Source organism: Bradyrhizobium sp. Kon56 (assembly GCF_055807635.1).
Genome location: NZ_JBVVOU010000011.1, coordinates 86,164 through 112,804 on the forward strand (window position 1 = coordinate 86,164; position 26,641 = coordinate 112,804).

The following is a 26,641-nucleotide window of genomic DNA, read 5'->3' on the forward strand; positions in this document are numbered from 1 at the left end:
CTTCGATCAATTCCCCGGCGGCGCGATGTAGATGTTCCAGCTCATCGACGGACCGGCTTTGCCGTGAGTGAAACGGCGCGTCGTCATTACGATGCGCTCGGCCTTCGGCGCAACTTCGGACACCCATTTTTCGAACGCCGGCAGGCGACCATCGGCCGGGTCGAACACGCCGATGAAGCCGTATCGCTTGACGTCATCGGGCGAAATCAATCCGGACCCCCAGGCCTCGAGCGGCGTGAACGCGGCCGGATGATCCGGGCTGTAGAACACCATCGGCTGGATCGATTCCATGGTGCCGGCGACGACCGCCCAGTGCGAGGCGAAGCGCGCGTGCCAGGCCTGCGTCAGCTCGCGCGCGAGATCCGAGCGCGCGCCGTAAGTCGCCGTATTGCCGGCATTGGCCGCCATCTCGCGGGCGGCGATCCAGGGCGAGGCAATGAGCGTGGCAACGCTGAGCACGAGCCAGATCGCGACAATGTTGAACAGCGCAGCGCTCTGCACCCGCAACGCCGGGATCGCGACCAGCGCCAAGGGCACCAGGAAGAACAGCGAGATGCCCCAATCGGTCTTCATGTAGATGCTGAAGGCCAGCGCGCCGAGCGCGGGGCCGACCGCGACGATGATCTGGATGAGCCAGACGTTGCGCGCCTGCGAAAGGTTCACGCTGGAATTCGCGCCGCGCGCCCAGTCCCGCGTGACGATGCGCAAGGGCGCACGCAGGAGCAGCCTGAACCAAGGTGGCACCAGCGCCATCGCCAGCGCGGCCAGCGCCACCGGCAATGCCAGCAGCGCGACATTATGCAGGGCATAGCCGGTCACGAGCTGATGCACCTGGCCGCTGTCCTCGAGGCTGTAGGTATCGCCGGCATAGGTCAGCGGCACGAAATGCGCGTCCGCCAGCCACACGATGTGCGGGATCATCGCCACCACCATCGTCGCGATCGCAACCCACGGTGCCGGCGACGACAGGAATCTCATTCGCTCCGGATGGATCAGCGCGGCAAGCCCGATGGCGCCGATCATGGTCAGCACCCAGTATTTGGTCATCAGCGCCAGCGCGCCGGCAAGGCCGAGCAACACTCCGGACTGCCAGCTCCGCTTCTCGAACGCATTGAGATAAGCGAGCACGAGGAGCGGCAAGGTGACGAGCTGGAGCAGGTCGGGATTGTACTTGAAACCCTTGAAATTGAAGATCGGGTAGAGCGCGACCATCACCACGACCAGGAACGCGCGCCGCGCATCCACGACGCGCAGCGCGATGAGCCAGCAGATCACCATACCGGTGCCGACGGTCGCCATCGCCAGCGCATAGGTCGCCCAGTCCGTCGGCGGGAACACTGTGAACCAGAGGCCGGCGACCCAGCCCGACAGCGGCGGGTGCTTGCCATAGCCCCAGAGGAATTTCTGCCCCCAGCCCCAGGCTTCCGCGACGTCCATGTGAACGTCCTGCGCTGCCTTGAGATTGATCAGGATGAAGGTCCAGAGCACCGCATGCAGGATGGCGAGCTGGATCACCAGCCAGAGGCGCGCTTCGGGGCGGGTCGCGCTGGCAACCAGCCAGGCGCGAAAGCGGGCATAGCTCACCCGGGTCTTCGCGCGCGCTCGGGCAGACGGGATCGAGGTCGTCGTCATGGGCCTGGACATCAGGCGTTGCGTAGCGCGTTTCGGGCCTTCGTGGAATCAGCTTGGCGTGAACAAAGGCCCTGAAAATACAGCAATATGGTTGCCGCACGGGGATGTGAGTGGTATCCCGCGCCCATGACGACCGTCCCCATTTCCAACATCCGCAATTTCTCCATCGTCGCCCATATCGACCATGGCAAATCGACGCTGGCCGACCGCCTGATCCAGATGACCGGCGGCCTCACCGACCGGGAAATGGCGGGCAAGGAGCAGGTGCTCGATTCCATGGACATCGAGCGCGAGCGCGGCATCACCATCAAGGCGCAGACGGTTCGCCTCGCCTACCGCGCCAAGGACGGCAAGGATTACATCTTCAACCTGATGGATACGCCCGGCCATGTCGACTTCGCCTACGAAGTTTCGCGGTCGCTGGCGGCCTGCGAGGGTTCCCTGCTGGTGGTCGACGCCAGCCAGGGCGTCGAGGCGCAGACGCTCGCCAACGTCTACCACGCGCTCGATGCGGGGCATGAGATCGTTCCGGTCCTGAACAAGGTCGATCTTCCCGCCGCAGAGCCGGAGAAGGTCAAGCAACAGATCGAGGACGTCATCGGCATCGACGCGTCCGAGTCCGTGATGATCTCGGCCAAGACCGGTCTCGGCGTGCCCGACGTGCTGGAAGCGATCGTCACCCGCCTGCCGCCGCCGAAGGGCGACCGCGAAGCGACCCTGAAGGCGCTGCTGGTCGACAGCTGGTACGACGTCTATCTGGGCGTGGTGGTGCTGATCCGCGTCGTCGACGGCGTCATGAAGAAGGGCAGCCGGGTCCGCATGATGGGCACGGGCGCGGCCTATGACATCGAGCGCGTCGGCTTCTTCACCCCGAAGATGACGCAGGTCGACGAGCTCGGCCCCGGCGAGATCGGCTTCATCACCGCCGCGATCAAGGAAGTGGCCGACACCCGTGTCGGCGATACCATCACCGACGACAGGAAGCCGGTCACCGAGATGCTGGCGGGCTTCAAGCCGGCCATTCCCGTGGTGTTCTGCGGCCTGTTCCCCGCCGACGCCGACGACTTCGAGACCTTGCGGGCGGCGATGGGCAAGCTGCGCCTCAACGATGCCAGCTTCTCCTACGAGATGGAGACCTCGGCCGCACTCGGCTTCGGCTTCCGCTGCGGCTTCCTCGGGCTGTTGCACCTGGAGATCATCCAGGAGCGTCTGTCGCGCGAATTCGATCTCAACCTGATCGCGACCGCGCCGAGCGTGATCTACAAGATGAGCCTGACCGACGGACAGGAAATCTCGATTCACAATCCCGTCGACATGCCTGATGTGGTCAAGATCGCGGAGATCCAGGAGCCCTGGATCGAGGCCACGATCCTCACCCCCGACGAATATCTCGGCAGCGTGCTGAAGCTGTGCCAGGACCGCCGCGGCTCGCAGAAGGAGCTGACCTATGTCGGCTCCCGCGCCATGGTGAAATACGATCTGCCGCTCAACGAGGTCGTGTTCGACTTCTACGACCGCCTGAAGTCGGTCTCCAAGGGCTACGCCTCGTTCGACTATCATCTCACCGACTACAAGCCGGCCGATCTGGTCAAGATGCAGATCCTGGTCAACAACGAGCCGGTCGACGCACTCTCGATGCTGGTGCATCGCACCCGCGCCGAGGGGCGCGGCCGCGCCATGGTTGAGAAGATGAAGGATTTGATCCCGCCGCACATGTTCCAGATCCCGATCCAGGCGGCGATCGGCGGCAAGGTGATCGCGCGAGAGACGGTGCGCGCGCTGCGCAAGGACGTCACCGCAAAGTGCTACGGCGGCGACATCACGCGTAAGCGCAAACTTCTGGAGAAGCAGAAGGAAGGCAAGAAGAAGATGCGGCAGTTCGGCAAGGTCGACATCCCGCAGGAAGCCTTCATCGCCGCGTTGAAGGTGGACAGCTGAGGCGACGGCTTTAGGCCGCCGCGAGCGCGGCGAGACAGGTCCGGTCCGCGCTTTTCGGGACCGAAAACAAAAAAACGCGAAAACAACCCCATGCACAGTAGCGAGGGGCTTGTTCGGATTGAACTTTTGATTTTCAGAATTTCGTTTGACTCGTCGGGCAAAACAGGGGCATTATGCCATCATGCAGCACGTGGCAATGCCGTGCGCATGAGAGGCAGCATCGGCCTCCCGACGCTTTGGGAAGATGTGGGCTTCAGGCGAATTGCTTCTACGCCGGTGGAAGCATCACTCCCGTCAACTCGCCCAGCCTGTCCAGAAGCCGCTCCTGAAAATCGGGATCAACTGCTTCGTGCGCCGGCTCTTGTTGCCGGAGGTCATGCCAGTAACGACCGCTGACCAGGGCGGCGGGATCATCGCTCACAGCGAGCCAGGTCTGCGTCCGTTGTCCGGTGGCCACGCCGACCGGCGCTCCGGCACCGCCCATTTTGGTGCGCGCCCAGCCGGGATCGACGGCGTTGCTCAGCACCTGCGGCCAACGCCGCGCCAAGGCAAAGGCCAGTGCGACCATGTGCAGTTTGCTCTCCGCGTACGCCTTGGCCGGATCCCAGGTTCGCCTCGTCCAGTCGAGATCGCTCAACGATCCCTCTCCGCCGCGATGTAGTCCGCTGCTGAGATACACCAGCCGATCGGGGCGCTTCATCAGGGCGGTGAGCAAATAGGGCGCGAGCGTGTTGATTGCCAGGGTGGTGGCGTGGCCTTCGGGCGTCGGGCCGCGGCTGCGCTCGGTATAGACCCCGGCGTTGTGGATGACCGCGTCCATTCGTCCGATTGCGTTGACCTGATCTGCCACGTGTCTCGTCTGGGCGGCGCTCTTGAGATCGCCGATCACGACCCGTGCGGAATGCGATTCAAGCTCGGAGATTGCGGTCGCACGTTCCGCTGATCGTGCGTGCAGGACGACCTGGTGGCCCTGTTCGAGCAGAGACTGGGCAGCTGCGCGGCCCAGACCGTCCGTGCTGCCGGTGATGAAGACGATTGCCATTGCCGCTCCTGTTCGATCCCCGCTTCGGCGCCTGCGTCGAAACCTCAAGGAGAATGCAACATGTTCGACTGATCATGCCGTGGCGCAAGGAGCGCCGAACGAAGACATCACAACCGAACAATCTTCCGGGATGCGCATTAACATCCGATAAGTTGGGAATGACCGCATGTCGAATTTCGTCATGCTGCTGGTCGAGGACGACTCGCTCCAGCGCGAAGTTCTATCCGACCTTCTCAAGGACGAAGGGTTCGAAGTCGTCGAATGCGCCACTGCGGAAGCCGCGGAGCTTATCGTGGCGTCGACGGGCACGGAGCTACGGGCGCTCATCACCGATCACAACCTCGCGGGGAGAATGACCGGGCTCGAGCTCGCAGAGTACGCTCGCAGTGCTCATCCGGGGCTCAACATCGTGCTGATGTCCGGGACGGTGATGGCGCCGCTGCCGCCCAACACGACCTTTTTGCGCAAGCCGTTTGCGCCCGCCCATTTGCTGGCGGCCGTGTAGAACCAGGATGCTCTCGAAGGTCATCCGCCCGAATTTTCTGCGCCGACGGCGTTCTCGCTCTCCGGCACCGTCAGCCGGACGGAATGACCCTGCCGCATGGCGAGCGATGCCGCGGCCACAGCCGCCTCGAAAGCGGCTTCCTTGGTCTGGTAAGTGTTCCGGATTTCGCCATCGTGGTCGACGTGCCAGGCACCGTCCCTGCCAACAATATCATAGGCTGCGAGGCCCATAGTCTATCCCTCCTTCATGCGTCCGGTGTTGCCTTGGACGCCTGGGTGCTGCTCACCGGGTCCGACGCCGGGAAACTGTCCTTCAAGCCCTTGTTCAACTCGTCGTCCTTGGCCCTGTCGCGTCGAATGCCACGCTTGAGATCTTCCGCGTTCTTGTCCGGCGGTGCCGGATCGAATTTCTCGGTCATGCAAGTGTCCTTTCGCTACCTCAAACGCCTTGAGCTCCTGACCGTTCCTTCAGAGGAACCAACGCTCTGTCCGGTTTGGTGTTGAATGGAAAACCAGAGGGCGCCCGCAGCGCGGGTCTCTTTCATTCAGGTTGCGCCTCCAGCTATAATGCACCCTGAGATAGTATACGCATCGTTCCAATCAGGAGAATGCAATGAAAGCGTCGGTTCTTGCGTTAGGGGGCTTGCTGATTTTGTCGATCACATCAGCGAACGCAGCACCCAAAGCCACTGTCGCCCCGACCACGGCGGCCAGTTCGGTCGCATGTTCCACCTCGGGTGGCGGCTTTGGGAGCTATCCGTCAGGCTGCCGAAACGGAGCTAACTTCAAGACCTACAATGAATGCAAGGAATCAGGCGTCAAGCGCGGCTGGAGACACGAAGACATGGCGTGGTACTGCAGCGGTCTGGGACTGCAATAGCGAGCGGTCTTTGTGCTTTTCACGCCGCGAACTGGAGTGGCCCATGGAATGCACAATCCGTCCTGCACTTGAAGATGACGCCGCTCATATCAGCGCGGTCATCGTGCGTGCACTGCGGGAAGCCAACGCGAAGGATTATCCGAACGAGGTCATCGAAAGGATCGTGCGCGGCTTCAGTCCGGACGCTGTGCGGCAGCTCATTGGGCAACGCACCGTTTTTGTCGCTACCATCCGCAGCCGCATCGTCGGGACCGCGAGCCTCGACGGGTCCGTCGTCCGCACTGTCTTCGTCGCTCCACACGTTCAGGCCCGCGGCATCGGCAAGCTGCTGATGGCCGAGATCGAGCGTACCGCACGCGAGCGCAACATCCCTTCGCTGACCCTTTCTTCCTCAATCACCGCTGAAACCTTCTACGCCGGCCTTGGATTCAGGGCGGCGCGCGACAGCTATCATGGTGACGAACGCACGGTCGTCATGGAGCGATTGCTCGATGGCAGCTCGTAAGATGGGCTTGGCGCTTGCGAAACCCATCGCCCCTCATTGATCCTCCCCGCCAAATCCGCCACGATAGTGCCTCTCGCACTCGCGATGGAATGGAGCAAGGAAAGGCAAATGTCCGAGCTTCCTAGAGCTGGCCTGACTGAGCCGCCGGCGTCGACCATGCAGATGCTCGCGCACGCGCCCATGAGCGACGTCATCGATGCCTTGGCCGGCAGACGGATCACCGCGAGAGCGCTGGCGGAATTCTATCTCGCGCGCATCGCGGCCTATGACCGCGACGGGCCTAAGCTCAACTCGGTCCGTGCACTCAATCCCGATGCGCTCGCCGGCACGCTCGACGGCACGAGGCCGTCGGCCCAGCGGCCGCTGGCGGGCGTCCCTATCCTACTCAAGGACAATATCGCGACCGGAGACGAACAGCCGACCACGGCGGGCTCGCTGGCGCTGGAGGGCGCGCGCGCCAGGGATGATGCCACCATCGTCAAGCTGCTGCGGAGCGCCGGCGCGGTGATCCTGGGCAAGGCGAACCTGACGGAGTTCGCCAACATGCTCGCGATCGACATGCCCTCGGGCTATTCATCGCTGGGCGGGCAGGTGAAGAACCCCTACGCACCAGGGCTGATGGACGAGCACGGCATCCCGGTTCTGACCCCAGGGGGCTCAAGCTCGGGTTCGGCGGTCGCGGTGGCGGCCGGACTGTGCGCGGCCTCGATCGGTACCGAAACCTCGGGCTCGCTGCTGCACCCCGCCAGCCTGAACGGCCTCGTCACCGTGAAACCGAGCGTCGGGCTGATCAGCCGCGCCGGCATCCTGCCGCTTGCGCACAGCCAGGACACCGCCGGTCCGATGACGCGCACGGTGCGCGATGCCGCGATGTTGCTGAATGTGCTGGCTGCCAAGGACCCGCTCGACCCAGCGACGCAAGAGCAGCGGCGGCCGGCCGACTACACCGCCGGCCTCGTCGCCGACGCGATGAAGGGCGCGCGCATCGGCGTGCCGAGCGACCCCGCTGACCCGCTGAACGATTGCTATTACGGCAAGCTGCCGGCGAAGTCGGCCAAGCTGATGGCTGAGGTGATCAAGGTGCTGGAGGATCTCGGCGCCGTCATCGTGCGCGCCAGCATGCCCACACTTGGCTGGATCGGTGGGCCGGGCACGACCATGGCTGTGCTCAACCGCAATCCGCTCAGCGCCCACAAAGGCACGGTCGCAAGGCCGCCGGTCGTCTTTCTGTACGAGCTGAAGCACGATCTCAATCTCTACCTGAGGGATTGGGCGACCAACACTGACATCAAGACCATGGCCGACATCGTGGCCTTCAACGCAGCAAACGCCGACAATGCGCTGCGTTTCGGACAGGACCACTTCCTCGCCGCTGACTTGACCAGGGGCGATCTGAGCGAGCCCGAGTACAAGTCCGCACGTGCCATGGACCTGCTCTCCGCGAGGACGCGCGGCATGGACGCCTATATGAACCAGCACGAGCTCGACGCGGTGCTATTCCCCGACGCCTATGGCGCCGCAATCGCCGCCAAGGCAGGTTATCCCAGCGTCATGGTGCCCGGCGGATTCGTCTCGGGGACAGACGACGGCAAAGACACGCCCGACTATCCGCTCGGCGTCACTTTCGCAGGGCGCGCCTGGAGCGAGCACAAGCTGCTGCGTCTGGCGTATGCCTTCGAGCAAGCAACCAACGCACGCAGGCCGCCGTCGGGTCTGCCCGAGCTGTGATGTCGCCCGTGTCAGCGCGAGCTGGCGAGACCGACGCTAGGACCAGCTTGATCCTCCCCGCCGGATAGACCACGATTGCCTCCTTACCGCTCACACCAAGAATGGGCGAGGAAACGCGCATGAACGCAACTCCCGGATACCAAAGCCGGTATCGCTACCGCCGCGCGGCGAGCACGTTCGAAGGAGGGGTTTGCAACGCTGCGCGCCTCTCGCTGAGGGCATGATCGAACAGTTCGAGCACCAGGCCGAAGGCTGCCAGCTCCTCTTCCTCGATGGCGCCGTCATCGTAGCAGCCAAGTGTTTCGACGATGATGGCGTCGACCTCCTGCTGCATGGCCAATAGCTCGTGGTCGAATTCCGCGGTGCGCACCTTGGAAACCAGCGCCAGAATTCTGTTGCGATGGCCAGTGTTCTCGTCGCGTTCATCCCGATTCAGATATTGTCGCAGCCAGGCGCCGGCCGAGCCAATGCCGGAGAGAAGCAGGAGCGCAAACCAGAAGTAGTCGCCATATCTGTCGAGGAAGGTGCGCTCGGTCCCGTCGATCACGGCCGCCGCTCCCCGATGAACCGGCAGCTCGGCTTCCTTCTCGGTGTCCGGCTTGGTGATTTGCGCAGCGCCAGGCACCTGCCTGGCAATCGCCTGCCGGAGGGCAAATTGCTGGCGGTAAAACGCTGACACTGTCGTTTCGGACAAGGCTTTCCGGGCGACGATCAAATGGCTGACACTGACGGTCTCCACCTTGTCATCGGGCCAGGCTGGATTCGCATTGAAAATGCTTGGCGGAATTTCCTCCGATTCATAACGCGGATGCTTCAGGGCGATGGCTTCCGATGCGTCGATCGCGAGAAATTTCGGCTCGCCACGCGCCCGGGCGGTCGCGGCGACGGCGTCGGCAGTTATCTTGCTGTCGAGCGGACCGACAGCCATGAAGGCGTCGAGGCTCGGGTCACGCGCCAGCTCCTCGAGCTGGCCAGTGCCGAATTGAGTGACCGTGACCTTGTCCGGCTCCACACCGGCGGCGCTCAGGATGACTCTCAGCAACGCGGCGTTCGCCGGGGTCGCGCCGATCACCCCCACCCTGCGCCCTGCGAGATCGGCGACCTCCTTGATTTTGGGCGCCGGCTTTCGCTTGGAGCCCTTGCCCGCCGGTCCCGAAGAAGACCACAGCACGACGAAGTTCTTGCGCAAGATGACGGCTGTTTGCGCGTCGGCCGGCATTTCCAGATCGCCGCGACCGACCGCAAGGTCGGCCTTGCCGGCACCGAGCAGAGCGAGAGCTTCGGCCGCTCCGGCGGTCGCGATCGGAGACAACCTCACCGTCCTGCTTTCGTTGGCAAAGGCCTCGGTCATCGCTTCGATCACCTTGTGATCGTTGCTTCCCGGCGGTCCGACGGCAATCCGAAGCGTTATCGGCCGCAGCGCGTAATACAACGTGCCCGCAGCGGCACCGAAAACGAGAAATCCGATGGCTAAAATCAGCAATAGGGTCTTCGTCTGTCTCCGCCCTCTGCGGGCTGCGTCACTGCGTTTCATCGGAGCATCAGACGAGGACATTTGCCGCTGCCGGTTGGAGGCCAAAATCGCTGCCTGTTTCGGAACAGTATCATGCTCTTCTGGAAAACGATAATGTCGGAGCAGCCCCAATAGTTTCTTGGCCCGGCGTGAGCCTTTCGAGCTTGCGCGATCATCTCTGATTCCGCACTTCACGTGGCGATGGCCGGATTGACGCCACACCAACTTGATCCCCCTCGCCAAATAGATCACCATCGTGCGATTGACCGCTCACGGTAGAATGGGCGAGGAAACGCGCATGAACGCAACTTCCGGATTTGGCCTCGTCGAGCGGGCACGGGCTATTGCGCCGCTGATCGCGCGCGAAGCCGACGAGATCGAGCGGACGCGGCGACTGACCGATCCCGTCGTCGGCGCGCTGATCGAGAACGGGCTCTATCGCGCGCTGCTGCCGCAGAGCCTTGGTGGCGCCGAAGCGCCGCCGGAAGCCTTCATGCAGATGCTGGAGGAGATCGCGAAAGCGGATGCCTCCACCGCCTGGTGCCTCGGCCAATGCACGGTCTGCGCCATGATCGCGGCCTCGCTCGACCACGACACCGCGCAGGAGATCTTCAACACGGCGCCGGGCATCCTCGCCTGGGGCGCGATCGCGCATGAGGCGCGGGCGGTCGAAGGCGGCTATCGCGTCACGGCGCGCTGGGATTTTGCCTCCGGCTCGCGGCAGGCGAGCTGGCTCGGCGCGCATGTCCGCATCGTCGGAGCCGACGGCGCGCCGCGGAAAAATGCCGACGGCTCGGCGGAGGTGCGCACCATCCTGTTTCCGGTCGCGAGCGGCGTGCTGCACGACGTCTGGCAGGCGATCGGGCTCGCCGGCACCGGCACCGATTCCTACGAGGTCGCCGACCTGTTCATCCCCGAGCGCTTCACCGCGTTTCGTGACGTGCCGTCCGCGCTACGCGAGCAGGGTCCTCTTTACAGGATCGGCACCGGCTCGACGTTCAGCCTCGGCTTTGCCGCGGTGTCGCTCGGCGTGGCGCGCGCCACGCTGGATGCCGCGATCGCGCTGGCGCGCGGCAAGCATCAGTCGCTGGCGGCAAGCGCCATGCGCGACAACCAGGCGGTCCAGGGCCTGATCGGCCGCACCGAGGGCGACCTGCGGGCCGCGCGCGCCTATCTCTATGCGACGGCAAGTGCGATGTGGCGCGATCTCTGTACGACCGGCGAATTCAGCGCGGCACATCGGGGCTCGGTTCGCCTCGCCGCGACCTGGACCATCCACCAATCGGCCAAAGTGGTCGACACCGCCTATCACATGGCCGGCGCGACCGCCGTATTCCGCAGCAATCCGTTCGAGCGCCGCTTTCGCGACATGCACGCCATCGCTCAGCAGATCCAGGCGCGCGACACGCATTACGAGGATGTCGGTAAGATGATCCTTTCAGGGGACCGCTGACGTCGAGCAGTTACGAAAGTGCACGCACGCTGACCTATATTGAGTTGCCCTCCGGCGTCTTCGTCGCTGAACCTTCGTGAATTTTCTCCGACTAATTTCCATAGCTACAGGAACGACAGCTTTTCCGCTGTAACCGCGCCGACCACATGGAAGTGATGATTCCGAATTCTTCTTAGCGCGCTGGATTTGCACAAGAGAGGTCCGTTATGGGCCGAACAGCTGGCAGGAAAGTCAGTTGCCATGCCATTCAGGGGCGTTCGCCGGGATGGCACCATGGTGGCATTCTCATTGTCGCCATCCTCTGCATCGCATGCACTTTCCTGTTTGCGAGCGAGGCCGTGGCTCAATGCTCGGCGCGAGACGTCCTGCGGAATCACCTGAAGCTCAAGCAAGCGCCGTCTGGGCCGCAAATCCCAATCAAATCCGCCGTCGATGTCCCTGCGTGGAAGACGATCAGGATCGGGACGTTTGCAAACTTCTTCGCCCTCAGTAACGCTTTGGATGCGGCAGGTGGTGGCATCGGAAACTCGGCCGGCGAAATTCTCGCGCGGCCGACGTTTACCGTGAGCGCCACGACAACGAGCGTAGAGCTTTTCACGGTGTCGGCAGCCGAACTGGGCTTTCGGACCGACACTGCGTTGCTGGCAGACATCTACGCGCGCGCCAAACAATTGGGTTTCGGCCTGGCGGCTGCAGAAGTCGGACCACAACTGAGGCTTCAATATTTCGACCAGCCGATCGGTGAGTTTCTCATCATCGGAATGGAGCCAATCAGGACCTGGCAGGGCGCCCCCGTCATCTTGAATGTAGCCAATGGCGGCGCGGGACTTATCCTCATCGGCCAGGATGGCAGCGCCGACGCACAGATCCCCGCGGCATCCCGTTTTGTATTCGTGCGGTCCCATGAAACCGCTCCTGCCGAGGCCGTAACACTTGTCGGCCACTGAATTTCCGGGTTTGTGCATCTCGAGACGCAAGACAACAGGTCAGCACCTTAACCCTAGGCCACCAGCGCGGCGTCCTCGCCTACGCCGTCGATGCCGCGCTGCGCGGCGAGCAGGCTGATGATCTGCGCATTCGGCCGGGCCTTGCTGAACAGAAAGCCCTGGCCTTCGTCGCAGCCCTCAGTGCGGAGGCAGCTCAGCTCGGCTTCGGTCTCGACGCCTTCGGCGGTGATGGTGACGCCGAGGCCTTTGCCGAGGCTGACGATCGAGCGAATGATCGCCTGTGCCTCGCGATTGGCGCCGAGATCGCGCACGAAGGACTGGTCGATCTTGATCTTGTCGAACGGGAAGCTGCGCAGATAGCTCAGGCTGGAATAGCCGGTGCCGAAATCGTCCATTGAGATGCGCACGCCGAGCGCGCGCAGCGCGTGCAGCGTCGCCAGCACCTGGGCGCTTTTCTCCAGCAGCAGCGTCTCCGTGATCTCGAGTTCGAGCCGCCGCGGCGGCAGGCCGGAATGCTTCAGCGCATCCGTCACCACCGAAAGCAGATTGCCGCTGCGGAACTGGAGCGGCGACAGGTTGACGGCGACGCGGACGTCGTCCGGCCAGGTTGCGGCATCGTGACAGGCCCGGCGCAGCATCAGGCCGCCGAGCGGGTTGATCAACCCGGTTTCTTCCGCGACCGGAATGAACTCGGCCGGCGAGACCATGCCGCGCTCCGCATGCGGCCAGCGCACCAGCGCCTCGAAGCCGGTGATGCGGCCGCTCTGGAGGTCGATCAGCGGCTGATAGTACGGCCGCAGCACGTCGTTCTGAATGGCGTCGCGCAGCTCGACCTCGATCTTGCGGCGGGTCTGCGCTTTCGCATCGAGCGCCGCCTCGAAGAACGCGAACGATCCGCGCGCATCCAGCTTGGCGCGCGACAGCGCCATGTCGGCGCTCTTGAGCAGCTTTTCGGAATCGTCGCCGTCGCCCGGCGCCATCGCGATGCCGATGGAGGCACCGACCACCACGGAATGGCCGTCGAGCAGATAGGGATCGGCGATGGCTTCGAGCAGGCGCTTGGCCAGCAGCACCGCATCCTCGGGACGCGTCAGGCCGCTCTGCACGATGGCGAACTCGTCCGAGTTCAGCCGCGCCAGCGCGTCGTTCTCGCGCAAGGTCGAACGCAGCCGCTTGGCGACGCCACGCAGCAGCTTGTCGCCGACCGCGTGTCCCAGCGTGTCGTTGACCGCCTTGAAATTGTCGAGCCCCAGCATCAGCAGGGCGACCTTGTCGGTGCTGCGCCTCGTATGCAGCAGCATCTCGTCGACCTGCTGGCGCAGCAGATTGCGGTTTGGCAGGCCGGTCAGCCCGTCATGCTGGGCCATGAAGGCGAGCCGCGCCTCGGCGCGCTTGCGCTCGGTGATGTCCATCAGCGCGAGCAGCACCGCGGGCCGCTCGGCATAGATCAGTTCGCGCGAATAGATCGCAAGGTCGATCAGGGCGCCGTCGGCCCTGACGTGCTTCCAGGTGCGTCCGGCCTGCTCCTCGCCGGCCGCATCGGCGGTCCAGGGCGGCTCACTGTCGAAAGCCTGAAGGGAACGGATCGTCAGCCGCTCGAACTCGGCGCGGCTGTAACCGTAATGGGCGACCGCGGCATCGTTGACGCCGAGGATGCGCTCATCGTCCAGCGCGCAGACGATCATGGGGACGGGATTGCCGTCGAACAGCAGGCGAAACGAGGCCTCGCGCTGCTTCAGCTCGGTGATGTCGACGCGCAGGCCGACGACGCCGCCGTCGTCGGTCAGCCGCTCGTCGATCAGGATGACGCGGCCGTCCGCCAGCTTCTGTTCGTGGCGCGCGCCGGGCTGATAGAGCTTTTGCAGCCGCTCGGCGATCCATTCTTCCTCATGGCCGGCAGCCTCGGGATAGTCGCCGCGGGCGACGCCGATGCGCAGCGTGTCCTCGAGGCGCGCGCCTTCCTCGAACAGATCGGCGGTCTTGCTGTAGATCTCCGCGTATTGCTTGTTCCAGAGGACGTAGCGGCCCTCGGCGTCGAGAAACACGATGCCTTGCGGCAGGATCTCGATGGCCTGGCGCAGGCGCTCATGGGCTTTGCGCGCTTCCGCGATCGCGGCCTCAGCCTCGGCACGGCTGCGCAGAACTTCGTCGCGTTCGGACGGAAGATGAGGGGGGCGCGCAAAGCGCGGCTTGCGCGGGTGCAGGCCGCCGAGCACGCTGCCCATTCGCTTTTTCGGCTTTCGAAACCCCAAACTCAACTTCACTCGTCCCAGTCGCACCCAGCGCCGCAACTCTTGGGGCAAGTGTCTGAAAAAAAGGTAATCCTGGGTGGCATGGCGATGGGACGCACGGTCTGGCAGTCTCGACAAAACAGCCCTCATTGCCCGTTTGCAAGGCGCGGCCGTGCCGATGGGCGCTCCAAGCGCATCGCATTGTCGTCATCGGAGAACGAGATGGCGCAAAATTGCGCGCCGCCTTGAATCATTTCCAGGATCGCGCGCGATTGCATGCAGAAGGGAGTGAGCACGCGTGCCGCGCACGAATTTTGATCAATGCATGAGAGGGTTATCGCGTCGTTAAAAACGGCCGGCCGACGCCGCGGAACTGCGACTTTTGAACGAAATTTCAGCGGAAGGACTGTTTCTTAACCCTGGCGCGGTGTTGGGCTATAAGAATGTCAACATGAGTCCCCGCCACCTCGCCCCTCTCCTGCTCGTCATGACGCTCCTGGCCGCCGGCGACGCGCTGGCCCAGGACAAGGGCAGCGTCAACCCAAAGCCGCTGCCGCCGCTCGCCAATCCGAACGATCCCACTATCGGCGCCAAGGAGCTGTTCGCGCGAAAGCTGCTGCCGTCGAAGGGACCGGCGCACGTCATCGGCTCCTATGTGAAGGGCTGCATCGGCGGCGCCGAGCAGATGCCGCTCAACGGCGACAATTGGCAGGTGATGCGGCTGTCGCGCAACCGCAGCTATGGTCACCCCGCGATGATCGCGCTGATCAAGCGGCTTGCGGCAAGAGCGCACAAGGACGCGGGATGGCCGGGCATCCTGGTCGGCGACATCGCCCAGCCGCGCGGCGGGCCGGCGCTGTCCGGCCATGCCAGCCACCAGATCGGCCTCGATGCCGACATCTGGCTGACGCCGATGCCTGACCATCGCTTATCGCGCGAGGAGCGCGAGGACATGTCGGCGGTGATGATGGTGCGCCCGGACCGGCTCGACATCGATCCGAAGGTGTTCACGCCGGGCCATGTGCTGGTGCTGCGCGACGCGGCGCAGGAGCCGGCGGTGCAGCGCATCTTCGTCAATGCCGCGATCAAGAAGGCGCTGTGCCGCGAGGCCAAGGGCGACCGTTCCTGGCTGTCGAAGATCCGGCCGTGGTGGGGCCACGACTATCACTTCCACATCCGCATGCACTGCCCGGCGGGCGCGAGCGACTGCGAGGGCCAGCCGTCGCAATCCGAGGACGAAGGCTGCAAGCCCTCCGATCTCGCCTATTGGTTCAGCGACGGCGTGCTGCACCCCAAACCCCCGCCGGAGCCGCCGAAGCCGAAACCGCCGATGACGCTGGCGCAGATGCCGGCGGCGTGCAAGGCCGTGCTGCACGCGGGCAATGCGAAGCCGTAAAACTCTCCGCCAGGATGACGAATTCCTGGTTGGCGCTATGCGAACCGTCGCCTTTGACCTGTTCCGCCACCCTGTTATGATGACCCAGCGATCGCTTGCCGGACCGTAAGTCCGTCGGGCTTGCCGGAACAGCGCTTCCGCCGGTCGCAGCCTCATTCAACCAACGCCGTCTTGCGCGCGCCGCCTTGCGTGCCCTGAGCGCGCGCATGGAGCGCTTCCGATGTTCCGCCTTTCCGTGATTTTTTCGGCCTTGTTCGTTCTGGTCGCGAGCCTTTCGCCTGTCGCCGCCGAGGACAAGACCATCACCGTGTTCGCGGCAGCCTCGATGAAGAACGCGCTCGATGAGGTCGACGCGGCCTACACCGCCAGGACCGGCGTCAAGTTCAGCGTCAGCTATGCCGCAAGCTCCGTGCTCGCCAGGCAGATCGAGCAGGGCGCGCCGGCCGATGTGTTCGTCTCCGCCGACACCGACTGGATGGATTACGCGATCTCCAAGAAGACTATCAACGAGCCGACCCGGGTCAATCTGCTCGGCAACAGCATCGTGCTGATTGCGCCGAAGGATTCCAGGCTCGACAACGTCCCCATCGGGCAGGGGTTCGACCTCGCAAAACTCGCCGGCGACGGCAGGATCGCGACCGGCGACGTCAAGTCCGTGCCGGTTGGGAAATATGCCAAGGCGGCGCTGACGAGCCTGGGCGCCTGGCAGGCGGCGGAGCCGAAATTCGCGATGGCCGAGAGCGTGCGTGCCGCGCTGACGCTGGTCGCGCGTGGCGAGGCCAACCTCGGCATCGTCTATTCCACCGATGCCAAGGTCGAGCCCGGCGTGAAGATCGTCGGCACCTTCCCGGCGGATTCGCATCCGCCGATCATCTATCCCGTCGCTGCGACCGCGACGGCAAAGGGCGACACAAGCGACTATCTCGCCTTCCTGCGCTCGACCGCCGCCAAGACCATTCTCGAAAAATACGGTTTCAAGTTCCTGATCAGCCCGACAACTTAACCTCTGCCACCTAGCTTCCGCGATTTTGATGCTCGACATCTCTCCCGCCGAATGGACGGCGATCCTGCTCTCGCTCAGGGTTGCCGTGATCGCGACGCTGGTGGCAACGCCGTTCGGCATTGCGCTGGCATGGCTGCTCGCGCGGCGTGATTTCTGGGGCAAGTCGGTGCTCGATGCGCTGGTGCATCTGCCGCTGGTGCTGCCGCCGGTCGTCACGGGTTATCTGCTGCTGCTCACTTTCGGCCGCCGCGGACTCGTCGGCGCTTTCCTGGCGGACCATCTCGGCATCGTATTCGCCTTCCGCTGGACCGGTGCCGCGCTTGCCTGCGGCCTGATGGCGTTTCCGCTGCTGGTGCGCCCGATGCGGTTGTCGATCGAGGCGATCGACCGCCGGCTCGAGCAGGCCGCCGAGACCCTCGGCGCCACTCCTTTCAAAGTGTTCTTCACGGTGACGCTGCCCTTGGCGCTGCCCGGCGTGCTCGCCGGCATGGTGCTTGGCTTTGCCAAGGCGATCGGCGAGTTCGGCGCGACCATCACCTTCGTCTCCAACATTCCCGGAGAGACCCAGACGATTTCGTCCGCGATCTATTCGCTGATCCAGACCCCGGACGGCGACGCCGCCGCGGGACGGCTCGTGATCGTCTCGATCGTGCTGGCGCTCGGCGCGCTGATCGCGGCCGAATGGTTCGCCCGCCGCGCCACCGCGCGCCTGCACGGGAATTGACCATGCTGCGCGTCGACATCGAAAAGCAGCTCGGCGAGTTCTCGCTGTCCGCGTCCTTCGCGAGCGAAGGCCGCGTCATCGGACTGTTCGGAGCGTCGGGCGCCGGCAAGACCTCGCTGGTCAACATGATCGCGGGGCTGCTGCGGCCCGACCGCGGCACCATCGTGATCGACGGCGAGACGGTCGACGACAGCGCGGCCGGCATTCATGTGCCGACCTGGCGCCGCCGCATCGGCTATGTGTTCCAGGATGCGCGGCTGTTTCCGCATCTCAACGTCGCGCAAAATCTCGACTATGGCAGGCGGATGAACCGCCTCGCGCCCGATCCGGCGCAGCACAAGCGCGTCATCGAGCTGCTCGACATCGGCGCGCTGCAGGGTCGCCGCCCCGGAAAGCTCTCCGGCGGCGAGCGCCAGCGCGTCGCGCTCGGTCGCGCGCTGCTGTCGCGGCCGCGCCTGCTGCTGCTCGACGAGCCGCTCGGCGCGCTCGACGAGGGCCGCAAGCTGGAGATCCTGCCCTATCTGGTGCGGCTGCGCGATGAGGCCAACGTCCCCATGGTCTATGTCAGCCACGACGTCGCCGAGCTGCGCCAGCTCGCGACGCAGATCGTGATGCTGAAGCAGGGCCGCGTGACGTCGTTCGGCGGGGTGAAGGTGCTGACGTGAGGGGTCCGTTGAGCAGGCAACGGATGAGGCAAGCCGCCGGCCCACCCTCCGCCGTCGTCCTGGCGAAAGCCAGGACCCATACCGCGTGATCTATCAGCGGCAGGTGGTGTGCGTACCAGCGAAGAAAACGTAACTGCCGGTGTTCGCAAAACTACTCCCCGGGGTAATGGATCGTACCGCGAGCGGCGATCGCGCGGCATTGGATGGTGGCGGTGCCGGCCGAGTGATCCTCGCCGACACCGCTACCGAGACCCGCCACTACCAGCCGCGATCGACGTTGCGCACCTCACCCGATCGCGCGTCCACATCGACCTCCATCCAGCGGCCGGCGCGATCACGGCCTTCGATCTGCCATTCGTCGCCGAGGAACTCGGTGTGCGAGACGGTCATGACGCCGATGTCGGTGGCGACGTCGAGCGCGACCTGCATCGAGATCTGATCGCCGGTGTCATAGGCCATCGCGGGCGCGGCCGATCCGAGCCCGATCGCGACGATGGCCGGCAAGATGAGCTTTCGCATGGATTACTCCTGTCGGATGCGTTTACGCCGCTAAGAACGAGCGGCATCGCGGAGCGTTCCGGGAGCAGCGGTCACGAAGACGCGCAAATCTTCGGCGGTTGCGGCGATTTGGGGGCGATTCCAGCGTTGTCGCCATCGCTCTCCGCCGCCGTCCGGCGAAAGCCAGGACCCATTACCCCAGGGAGGAGAGTGGGTGGGCCAGATCGTAACCACCAGCCTTCGCAAAACAGCTGACGGTGGGCATGGATCCTGGCCCCCGTGCGCAATTGCGCACTAGGCCAGGACGACGAAGAAGCAGACTTGCGCTTCATCAATGACCGCCAACGCGGATGTGGCGTTAAACCCCAGCCACCGAGCTCCACAGATCCGCCAGCTTGCGCCGCAGGACCTGCCTGCGCGTCAGCGGCGCGGGCGTTTCCTCGTCTTCCGGCAGGCGCAGGCCGACGACGTTGACTCGGCCACCGGAGATGGAGCGCGCCACGAGCACGATCGGATCCAGCACGAGCTCCGCGCCCTCTTTCGGCGCGCGGTCGAGATGGACGTCGAAATAATCAGCGAGCGTGTGCCCGCGCTCGTCCTCGCCGACCTCCACGCCGTAGATCTCCGCGAGCTCGGCGAGCGTGTGCTCGCCGGAGACCATGAAGTCGCCCAGCAGATGCGGGTCCGGCGCTGAGCTCGGCTGCATGTCGACGAAGAAGCGGTCAAGCGATTCGGCCTTTTCCGGCGGCGCCAGCAGATAGATGTAATCGCCGGGCGCGATCGGCTCGGCTTCCGCCGGCGTCAAAATGTTCTCCTTGCGGATCACCAGCGTCGGCTTCGACCAGGACGGGATCAGGCCGCGGCGAAAATACAGGCTCTTGGACCGCACCGGATAGCCGACGAGCTGCTGCTCGAGCTGGCCGGGCAAGTCCAATTCGACACGGCGCGGGCCGCGTTCGGCGCGCGGCAGCGCCACGTGCAGCTTGCGCGCGGCCGGCCCCAGGGTCCAGCCTTGCAGGAGGAGCGAGATGATGACGACGACGAAGGCGACGTCGAAATAGAGATAGGCCTTCGACAGCCCGACCAGCATCGGGATCGAGGCCAGGAAGATCGCGACCGCGCCGCGCAGGCCGGTCCAGGCGATGAAGATCTTTTCGCGCCAGTTGAAGCGGAACGGCGCCAGGCAGACGAACACGGCGATCGGCCGCGCCAGCAGCATCAGGACGAATGCGATCCCGACCGCCGGCAGCACGCTGCCGCCGAGCCGGCTCGGCGAGACCAGCAGGCCGAGCAGGACGAACATCACGATCTGCGCCAGCCAGGTCGCGGCGTCCAGGAAGGCCACCACCGAATTATGCGCGCGGGTCGGGCGGTTGCCGATGATGATCCCGGCGAGATAGACCGCGAGGAAGCCTGAGGCATGCATGATCTGCGAGCCGCCGAAGATGACGAGCGCGGCGGTGGTGACAAACGGCGCATGGAGGCCCTGCGGCAGCGCGACCTTATTGAGCGCGATGACGACCAGACGCCCGCCGATCACCCCGACGACGGCGCCCAGCACGGCCTCCTGGGCGAACTCCATCAGCACATGCGCGGCCGTGCCTGTTCCCAGCGAGATGTACTCGACCAGCATCAGGGTCAGGAAGATCGCGAAGGGATCGTTGGTGCCGGATTCCACCTCCAGCGTCGCTCCGACGCGCGGGCGCAGGCGCAGGCCCTGGGTATGCACCAGCAGGAACACTGCGGCCGCGTCAGTCGAGGCCACCACGGCGCCGACCAGCAACGACTCCGTCCAGTTGAGGTCGAGCGCATATTTCGCGAACGGCGCCGTGATCAGCGAGGTCAGCAGCACGCCGACGGTCGCGAGCACCATGGAAGGCGCGAGCACGGTGCGGATGCTGGCAAAGCGGGTCCGCAAGCCGCCGTCGAACAGAATCAGGGCGAGCGCGACCGAGCCGACCAGATAGGTGGTTCGGACGTCGTCGAACTGCAGCTGTCCGGGACCGGAATCGCCCGCGAGCATGCCGATCGCGAGGAAGACGAGCAGAAGGGGCGCGCCGAAGCGCAGCGCAAGCAGGCTTGACAGGATCCCGGCCAACACCAGGACGGCACCGAGCAATATGGCGAGGCTGACACTGTCGAGGGAAGCCATCCACCTTCCGGGTACGAAATCGCTGGAATTGCATCCTTATCGTCGGCGGACTCCCACGCCAACCCATTTTCTCCCGCTCGCGGCAATCTGCCCGCATTTTGCGGCCTTAACGCACTTCACTTGGCGGTGTATCGGTGGTCCGGCCGCGCCCTTTGTGGGATTCTCCGGCGCGCTCGAATCAACGCCTCCCGCCCGCTCCCCGACGAGACCGATAGACATGGACCTCAAAGACTTCATGGAGTTCGTGCAGACCACCGCGCGCAGCGTCGGGGCGGAAATCTCCTCGCCCTGGTTCTACCTGCAATTCGGGCTCATTCTGGCCGCGGCCGGCATCGCCTATGCCGCGGAAGCCGCCGTTCGCAGCCGCGTCGACATGACCTCGCTGGCGATGCGCTGGCCGCTGCCGCTCCGGCACTTCGTCCGGGTGATGGTCTCCAGCGCCTCGACGGCGGTTTTCACCCTGCTCGTGATCGTCTCCCGCGTGGTCATGTACCACGCGACCTGGCCGAGCCGCAGCTATCTCCTGATGGTCGCCGCCAAGCTGGGGCTGGCCTGGCTCGCGATCCGGCTCTTGACCTCGGTGCTGCGCAACGCCTTCATCGTCAAGCTGGTGTCGATCACGGCCTGGTTCGTCGCGGCGCTCTCGATCCTCGGCCAGCTCGATGCGACGGTCGACCTGCTCGACTCTTTCGCCATCGTGCTCGGCGGCCTGCGGCTGACGCCGTTGCTCGTGATCAAGGCGGGTGCGCTGCTGCTCATCGCGCTCTGGCTCACCAACATCGCCAGCAATTTCGCCGAGAGCCGGATCAACTCGACCACAGATCTGACGCCATCGGTGCAGGTGCTGCTGGTCAAGATCATCCGCATCGGCCTGCTTGCGGTCGCGATCGTGATCGCGCTCGGCACGGTCGGCATCGATCTCTCGGCGCTCGCGGTGTTCTCCGGCGCGGTCGGCGTTGGCATCGGTATCGGCCTGCAGAAGATCGTCGCCAATTTCATCTCGGGGATCATCCTGCTCGCCGACAAATCGGTGAAGCCCGGCGATCTCGTCACCATCGGCGACAACACCGGGCGGATCAGCGCGATGAAGACGCGCTATATTTCCGTCGCCGCCGGCGATGGCCGCGAATTCCTGGTGCCGAACGAGGATCTGGTGACGCAGAAGGTCGTCAACTGGACCTACACCGACAAGAACACGCTGGTGAAGATCGCCTTCGGCACCAATTACGACGCCGACCCGCGGCTGGTCTGCAAGCTCGCCGCCGAGACCGCGGCCGCTCACCCGCGCGCGCAGAAGGGCAAGCCGCCGAATTCCATCCTGACCGAATTCGCCGAAGCCGGGATGAAGTTCTCGCTGACCTTCTGGATTGCCGACCCCGACGGCATGGACAACGTCAAGAGCGACGTGATGCTGGCGCTGTGGGACGCCTTCAAGCGCGAAGGCATCCGGGTTCCCTACCCGGTCCGCGAAATCCGCGTCCGCGGCGGCGCCCTGCCGGTGGAAACCATCATGGAAGTCCCGAATTAGGCCCGCTTTCAGGCGCAAGGCAGGGCAGGCCTGACTTGCATGAAGGCGCGCAATCATTAAATTGGGCGCGAAATCAAGCCTTTCCGCCGATATCGAGCCCACCCCAGAAGATTGCGCCCGCATGAGCTACGTCGAAGCTACCGATACCTCGCTCCGCAAGACCGGGCAGATCAAGCTGCATGGACCAAGCGCCTTTGCCGGCATGCGCAAGGCGGGAGCGCTGGTGGCGAAGTGCCTCGACGAGCTCACCGACATCGTCGGGCCCGGCGTTCCGACCGACCGCATCGACCAGTTCGTCCGCGACTTCGCGTTCAGCAACAATGCCTATCCGGCGACGCTGATGTATCGCGGCTACCGCTATTCAACCTGCACCTCGCTCAACCACGTGGTCTGCCACGGCATGCCCGGCGACCGTCCGCTGAAAGAGGGCGACATCGTCAACATCGACGTCACCTTCATCGTCGACGGCTGGTACGGTGATTCCAGCCGGATGTATGCAGTCGGCCCGATCGCACGCAAGGCGGAGCGGCTGATCGAGGTGACCTATGAGGCCATGATGCGCGGCATCGCCGCGGTGAAGCCCGGCGCCACCACCGGCGACATCGGCCACGCCATCCAGAGTTTCGTCGAGCCGCAAGCCATGAGCGTGGTGCGCGATTTCTGCGGCCATGGCCTCGGGCGCATGTTCCACGACGAGCCGAACATCATCCATATCGGCCGGCCCGGCGAGGGCGTGCAGCTCAAGCCCGGCATGTTCTTCACAATCGAGCCGATGATCAATCTCGGCAAGCCGCATGTGAAGATCCTCTCCGACGGCTGGACCGCCGTGACCCGCGACCGCTCGCTATCGGCGCAGTTCGAGCACTCCGTCGGCGTCACCGCGACAGGTGTCGAGATCTTCACGCTGTCGGAGCGGCACGGCGAGAAGCAGATCGGGTGATCCCGGCGGCTGACGTTCGCATTCGCCGGCTGGCGTGAAGCGGATTTGCCGCCGCAATTGACGGTTGCAAAAACGATTGCCCGCGGCAATGCTGGCGGCCGATGCCCGCCAAGCCCGACCACGGCAAGAGCAAGCCCGAAGAAGCGCCGCACTATCTCGGCCATCGCGAACGGCTGCGCGAGCGCTTCTACAGCGCGGGTGCGGACGCGCTCAGCGACTACGAGCTGCTGGAGATGGCGCTGTTTCCGGCGCTGCCGCGGCGTGACACCAAGCCGCTGGCGAAGTCGCTGATCAAAATTTTTGGCTCGTTCGCCGAGGTCGTGCACGCGCCGGTGGCGCGCCTGCGCGAGGTGGACGGTGTCGGCGAGTCCGCGATCCACCAGCTCAAGCTGCTCGCGGCGGCGGCGCATCGCGTCGCCAAGGGCGGGGTCAACAGCCGCAACGCGCTGTCGTCCTGGAACGAGGTGATCGACTATTGCCGCACCAGCATGGCATTCGCCGACAAGGAGCAGTTTCGCCTGCTGTTCCTCGACAAGCGCAACCAGCTGATCGCCGACGAGGTGCAGCAGACCGGCACCGTCGATCACACCCCGGTCTATCCGCGCGAGGTGATCAAGCGCGCGCTGGAATTGTCCGCGACCGCGCTGATCCTGGTGCACAACCACCCCTCAGGCGATCCCTCGCCCTCGCAGGCCGACATCCAGATGACCAAGGCGATCATCGACATCGCAAAGCCGCTCGGCATCGCCGTGCACGACCACATCATCGTCGGCAAGAGCGGGCATGCGAGTTTGCGCGGGATGCGGCTGATCTAGTAGCAATATCGCGGATCGACCGGGACATAGGAGCCGTCCCGGCGCTGCGCGTAGCAGCCGCGCTGATAGGCGTAATAGCCGGAGCGGCGGCGTTCGCCCTCGGAGGCGATCGCAGCGCCCGTGCCGGCACCGACAACGGCGCCGATGGCGGCGCCGCGGCCTCCGCCGATGGCGCCACCCACGATCGCTCCACCGACGCCACCGAGGATGGCACCGCCAATGGCGTCCTGCGCCGCCGCCTCATGAGCCGGCATCGCGATCACGACCGCCAGACATGCCGCGATAGCGAAACTTCCAATGCGAAGACCTCGAAGCATGCTCGCCCTCCCCTGTGGTCAGACGAGTCATAGCGCCGCAGCCGGATTCGGACCAGAAAAATCACCATTTCGGGACCCGGCGCGTCACGCTATGGCGTCGGAGGCTCGGATCGAAGGCGGCTCAGACCATGGCGCATGCGCAGCACGGGCCGGCCGCTTCATCTCATGCATCGACCCAGCGCTGCACGGCCTCGGCGGTGTCGGCTGGCGTGGTGTTGAAGCAGATCGCGGCGTCGGGCGCCAGGCGGTGGACGAGGTTGAGCACCTTCTCGAACAGCAGCAGACGCTCCCGAGGCTCGCGCAGCCCCGCGCCGATCACGATGCAGTCGAAATTCTCCTCGCGCAACGCTACCGTGACGGCGGCTTCCGCCGCGGCATCGAGATCGATCAGGCAACTCGTGACCTCGTAACCGAGATCGCGCAGGCGCAGCAGCTGCGCATCGATATAGTTGCGCACGAGCTCCGGCGTGAGCTGCGGGAATGCGCTGTAGTCCGCGTTGCCGGGTTCGATGCCGATCGCGAGGACGCGCGTGGTCATGTTGGACTCCCTGGCCAGACTGCCTCGCGTCGCTAACGGGGCAGCGGCCCTGCCGGTTCCGTTGCGGACCGCCGCCCTGATCCCGGTCCTGCCGCTCATTTTCCCGGCGAGGTTGTAACCCACTTCACACGCGGCGCCCCGGCGGCCTGCCAGACTTGCAGGAGATCACGCTGGCCTCACGCCCTGATCACGGCACCTGGTTCATTTCGACTGACGCGCAGTTGCGAAAACTCATTCATTGCGGGAGCGGAAAATGATTTCATTCGAGAGTCTGAAAAGCGAATACGAGCGTAATTGGGCCAATCTCGAGATCCGGCCTTCGCGCCTCTCCGACGCGAACGCGATCGCGCGCAAAGCCATCAACGGCAAGGCGACCTATCAGCAGATCGAGCGGTTGACCGGCGTGCCCTGGTATTTCGCTGCCCTCTGCCACTACCGCGAATCCAATTTCGATTTCGACACCTATCTCGGCAACGGGGAAACGCTCCATCGCGCGACGACGCTCGTTCCGAAAGGACGCGGTCCGTTTGCCACGTTCGTGGACGGCGCCGTGGACGCCTTCAGAATCGAGAATTTTGTCGGCGCTCACGACTGGGGGATCGCGCGGATTCTGTTCCGGCTCGAAGCGTTCAACGGCTTCGGCTATCACGCCAAGGGCTGCAACTCGCCCTATCTCTATGGCGGTTCGACGCTGTATGGCCCGCCCGAGGCAAGGGCCGGAAAATTCGTCCGCGATCATGTGTTCGATTCGAACCACGTCGATTCCCAGCTCGGCACCGCGGTGATCCTGCATGCGATGATGTCGCTGGATTCCTCGATCACCCTCGACGGCAGCCCGCAATTCGCAAGCCGCGCCGAGCCGGAGGACGACGCGGCGTCGACGATCGTTCTCATGCAGCAGGCGCTCAACAAGCTCGGCGCCAATCCGCCGCTCGCGGAGGACGGCATCAGCGGGCCGAAGACCAGGGCCGCGGTCTCGCAGTTTCAGCAGCAGAACGGCCTGAGAGATACCGGACTTCTCGACGGCGCCACCGTCGGCGCCCTCACGCGCGCGGCGCAGTCGGGCCCCACCGGACCGACCGGCGATGTCTCCCGGATCATGAAGCGGCTGGAGGACCTCGCGCAATTGCTGCGGCCGCCGGTCGGCGGTTTGACGCCGGCAACGACGACATCGGGCAATACGCTGCCCGCCACCAATGATCCGATCAGCCTGTTCGAACGGCTCTTTTCCCTCGTCAACAAGTCAGCCCCCATGCCAGGACCAGTCACCCTCACCCCAACCAGCCCCGCTCCCGTCGACCAGTTGAAGCAGGTCGTCGACCTGCTCGGCACCTTGCTCAACCGGGACGGCAAGCCCGTCCTCGGCCAGGTCAATGGCGCGCTCGGCGAGACCATCGGCAAGATGCTCGACGGCAAGAAGACTGCGCTCGGCATCGGCGGCTCGCTGATCACGGCGCTGCTGTCGTCGGTGACGGCGAGCCCCAATGCGGGAGGCCTTGCCGGGTTGCTCGGGACGCTCGTGTCGGCGGTGCCGGGCCTCGGCCAGTTCGCGATGCCGATCTCGCTGGCGCTCACAGCCTGGGGCGTGCTCGGCAAGATGGAGAAGTGGGCCCAAGGCACAGCGCCGCCGCCCAAGCCGACGACGTAGCCTGCCACCATCCTTCGAGACGCCCGCCTATGGCGGGGCCCTCA

The 26,641-nt window shown here is 64.7% G+C and carries 24 protein-coding genes; 14 read left to right on the top strand and 10 right to left on the bottom strand.

The window, feature by feature from the left end; all coding sequences use genetic code 11:
• Positions 1-6: 6 nt before the first annotated feature.
• Entirely contained in the window at positions 7-1,632 is a 1,626-nt protein-coding gene (locus AC0L3B_RS19365; RefSeq protein WP_026233935.1) for a glycosyltransferase family 39 protein, read from the bottom strand.
• A 126-nt stretch (positions 1,633-1,758) separates the two neighbouring features.
• Between AC0L3B_RS19365 and lepA the strand changes: the two genes are divergently transcribed.
• Complete coding sequence (lepA, locus tag AC0L3B_RS19370) at positions 1,759-3,570, top strand: translation elongation factor 4 (RefSeq protein WP_204513183.1); 1,812 nt, start codon at positions 1,759-1,761, stop codon at positions 3,568-3,570.
• A gap of 268 nt (positions 3,571-3,838) precedes the next feature.
• Here the strand turns inward: lepA and AC0L3B_RS19375 are convergent, their stop codons facing one another.
• On the bottom strand, positions 3,839-4,612 hold the full coding sequence (locus tag AC0L3B_RS19375; protein WP_018460062.1) for an SDR family NAD(P)-dependent oxidoreductase: 774 nt from the start codon (positions 4,610-4,612) through the stop codon (positions 3,839-3,841).
• Between the two features lie 166 nt (positions 4,613-4,778).
• Between AC0L3B_RS19375 and AC0L3B_RS19380 the strand changes: the two genes are divergently transcribed.
• Positions 4,779-5,117: a response regulator gene (locus AC0L3B_RS19380; protein WP_018460063.1), complete on the top strand. Its 339-nt coding sequence runs from the start codon at positions 4,779-4,781 to the stop codon at positions 5,115-5,117.
• A gap of 20 nt (positions 5,118-5,137) precedes the next feature.
• Here the strand turns inward: AC0L3B_RS19380 and AC0L3B_RS19385 are convergent, their stop codons facing one another.
• Positions 5,138-5,347, bottom strand: a complete 210-nt coding sequence (locus AC0L3B_RS19385; protein WP_027514367.1) for a hypothetical protein — start codon at positions 5,345-5,347, stop codon at positions 5,138-5,140.
• Between the two features lie 14 nt (positions 5,348-5,361).
• Entirely contained in the window at positions 5,362-5,535 is a 174-nt protein-coding gene (locus AC0L3B_RS19390; RefSeq protein ID WP_456652864.1) for a hypothetical protein, read from the bottom strand.
• Positions 5,536-6,039: 504 nt separating this feature from the next.
• Between AC0L3B_RS19390 and AC0L3B_RS19395 the strand changes: the two genes are divergently transcribed.
• Both AC0L3B_RS19395 and AC0L3B_RS19400 read left to right on the top strand, forming a co-directional pair.
• Positions 6,040-6,501 carry a GNAT family N-acetyltransferase gene (locus tag AC0L3B_RS19395; protein ID WP_473380908.1) on the top strand — a complete coding sequence of 154 codons (462 nt, stop codon included), beginning with the start codon at positions 6,040-6,042 and terminating at the stop codon, positions 6,499-6,501.
• A 108-nt stretch (positions 6,502-6,609) separates the two neighbouring features.
• On the top strand, positions 6,610-8,229 hold the full coding sequence (locus AC0L3B_RS19400; RefSeq protein ID WP_473380909.1) for an amidase family protein: 1,620 nt from the start codon (positions 6,610-6,612) through the stop codon (positions 8,227-8,229).
• A gap of 154 nt (positions 8,230-8,383) precedes the next feature.
• Here the strand turns inward: AC0L3B_RS19400 and AC0L3B_RS19405 are convergent, their stop codons facing one another.
• Positions 8,384-9,784 carry a TAXI family TRAP transporter solute-binding subunit gene (locus AC0L3B_RS19405; protein ID WP_473380942.1) on the bottom strand — a complete coding sequence of 467 codons (1,401 nt, stop codon included), beginning with the start codon at positions 9,782-9,784 and terminating at the stop codon, positions 8,384-8,386.
• A gap of 256 nt (positions 9,785-10,040) precedes the next feature.
• Between AC0L3B_RS19405 and AC0L3B_RS19410 the strand changes: the two genes are divergently transcribed.
• Positions 10,041-11,195: an acyl-CoA dehydrogenase family protein gene (locus AC0L3B_RS19410; protein ID WP_166517650.1), complete on the top strand. Its 1,155-nt coding sequence runs from the start codon at positions 10,041-10,043 to the stop codon at positions 11,193-11,195.
• Positions 11,196-11,401: 206 nt separating this feature from the next.
• Complete coding sequence (locus AC0L3B_RS19415; protein WP_473380910.1) at positions 11,402-12,142, top strand: hypothetical protein; 741 nt, start codon at positions 11,402-11,404, stop codon at positions 12,140-12,142.
• 53 nt (positions 12,143-12,195) lie between these two features.
• On the opposite strand, the gene AC0L3B_RS19420 is transcribed toward AC0L3B_RS19415, so the two are convergent.
• Positions 12,196-14,367 carry a putative bifunctional diguanylate cyclase/phosphodiesterase gene (locus AC0L3B_RS19420; RefSeq protein ID WP_473380911.1) on the bottom strand — a complete coding sequence of 724 codons (2,172 nt, stop codon included), beginning with the start codon at positions 14,365-14,367 and terminating at the stop codon, positions 12,196-12,198.
• A gap of 457 nt (positions 14,368-14,824) precedes the next feature.
• Between AC0L3B_RS19420 and mepA the strand changes: the two genes are divergently transcribed.
• The 4 genes from mepA to modC all read left to right on the top strand — a co-directional run bounded on the left by mepA (position 14,825) and on the right by modC (position 18,161).
• Positions 14,825-15,769, top strand: coding sequence for a penicillin-insensitive murein endopeptidase (gene mepA, locus AC0L3B_RS19425; protein WP_473380912.1), 945 nt, complete (start codon positions 14,825-14,827; stop codon positions 15,767-15,769).
• 220 nt (positions 15,770-15,989) lie between these two features.
• The gene (gene modA, locus AC0L3B_RS19430) at positions 15,990-16,772 is read left to right on the top strand and encodes a molybdate ABC transporter substrate-binding protein (protein WP_085352009.1); all 783 of its coding nucleotides are present in this window, start codon (positions 15,990-15,992) and stop codon (positions 16,770-16,772) included.
• A 28-nt stretch (positions 16,773-16,800) separates the two neighbouring features.
• Complete coding sequence (gene modB, locus AC0L3B_RS19435) at positions 16,801-17,496, top strand: molybdate ABC transporter permease subunit (protein WP_354064030.1); 696 nt, start codon at positions 16,801-16,803, stop codon at positions 17,494-17,496.
• A 2-nt stretch (positions 17,497-17,498) separates the two neighbouring features.
• Complete coding sequence (gene modC, locus AC0L3B_RS19440) at positions 17,499-18,161, top strand: molybdenum ABC transporter ATP-binding protein (protein WP_085352011.1); 663 nt, start codon at positions 17,499-17,501, stop codon at positions 18,159-18,161.
• A gap of 258 nt (positions 18,162-18,419) precedes the next feature.
• Here modC and AC0L3B_RS19445 read toward each other — a convergent pair whose 3' ends face one another.
• Positions 18,420-18,680, bottom strand: a complete 261-nt coding sequence (locus tag AC0L3B_RS19445; protein WP_085352012.1) for a PepSY domain-containing protein — start codon at positions 18,678-18,680, stop codon at positions 18,420-18,422.
• Positions 18,681-19,017: 337 nt separating this feature from the next.
• Positions 19,018-20,811, bottom strand: a complete 1,794-nt coding sequence (locus AC0L3B_RS19450; RefSeq protein WP_018460076.1) for a potassium/proton antiporter — start codon at positions 20,809-20,811, stop codon at positions 19,018-19,020.
• A 211-nt stretch (positions 20,812-21,022) separates the two neighbouring features.
• Here AC0L3B_RS19450 and AC0L3B_RS19455 point away from each other — a divergent pair, with 211 nt between their 5' ends.
• From AC0L3B_RS19455 to radC, 3 genes are all read left to right on the top strand, one after another.
• Positions 21,023-22,339 carry a mechanosensitive ion channel family protein gene (locus tag AC0L3B_RS19455; RefSeq protein WP_026233939.1) on the top strand — a complete coding sequence of 439 codons (1,317 nt, stop codon included), beginning with the start codon at positions 21,023-21,025 and terminating at the stop codon, positions 22,337-22,339.
• Positions 22,340-22,460: 121 nt separating this feature from the next.
• On the top strand, positions 22,461-23,279 hold the full coding sequence (gene map / locus AC0L3B_RS19460) for a type I methionyl aminopeptidase (RefSeq protein ID WP_018460078.1): 819 nt from the start codon (positions 22,461-22,463) through the stop codon (positions 23,277-23,279).
• Positions 23,280-23,380: 101 nt separating this feature from the next.
• Positions 23,381-24,094 carry a RadC family protein gene (gene radC, locus AC0L3B_RS19465; protein ID WP_377791538.1) on the top strand — a complete coding sequence of 238 codons (714 nt, stop codon included), beginning with the start codon at positions 23,381-23,383 and terminating at the stop codon, positions 24,092-24,094.
• Here radC and AC0L3B_RS19470 read toward each other — a convergent pair.
• On the bottom strand, positions 24,091-24,411 hold the full coding sequence (locus AC0L3B_RS19470; protein WP_026233940.1) for a glycine zipper domain-containing protein: 321 nt from the start codon (positions 24,409-24,411) through the stop codon (positions 24,091-24,093). The two genes, radC and AC0L3B_RS19470, sit on opposite strands and share 4 nt — an antisense overlap.
• A 163-nt stretch (positions 24,412-24,574) precedes the next feature.
• Positions 24,575-24,949 carry a hypothetical protein gene (locus AC0L3B_RS19475; protein WP_018460081.1) on the bottom strand — a complete coding sequence of 125 codons (375 nt, stop codon included), beginning with the start codon at positions 24,947-24,949 and terminating at the stop codon, positions 24,575-24,577.
• Positions 24,950-25,202: 253 nt separating this feature from the next.
• On the opposite strand from AC0L3B_RS19475, the gene AC0L3B_RS19480 reads away from it, so the two are divergent.
• A complete protein-coding gene (locus AC0L3B_RS19480; protein ID WP_247474492.1) occupies positions 25,203-26,597 on the top strand; it encodes a peptidoglycan-binding protein in 1,395 nt (464 codons plus the stop codon).
• The last annotated feature ends 44 nt before the right edge of the window (positions 26,598-26,641 follow it).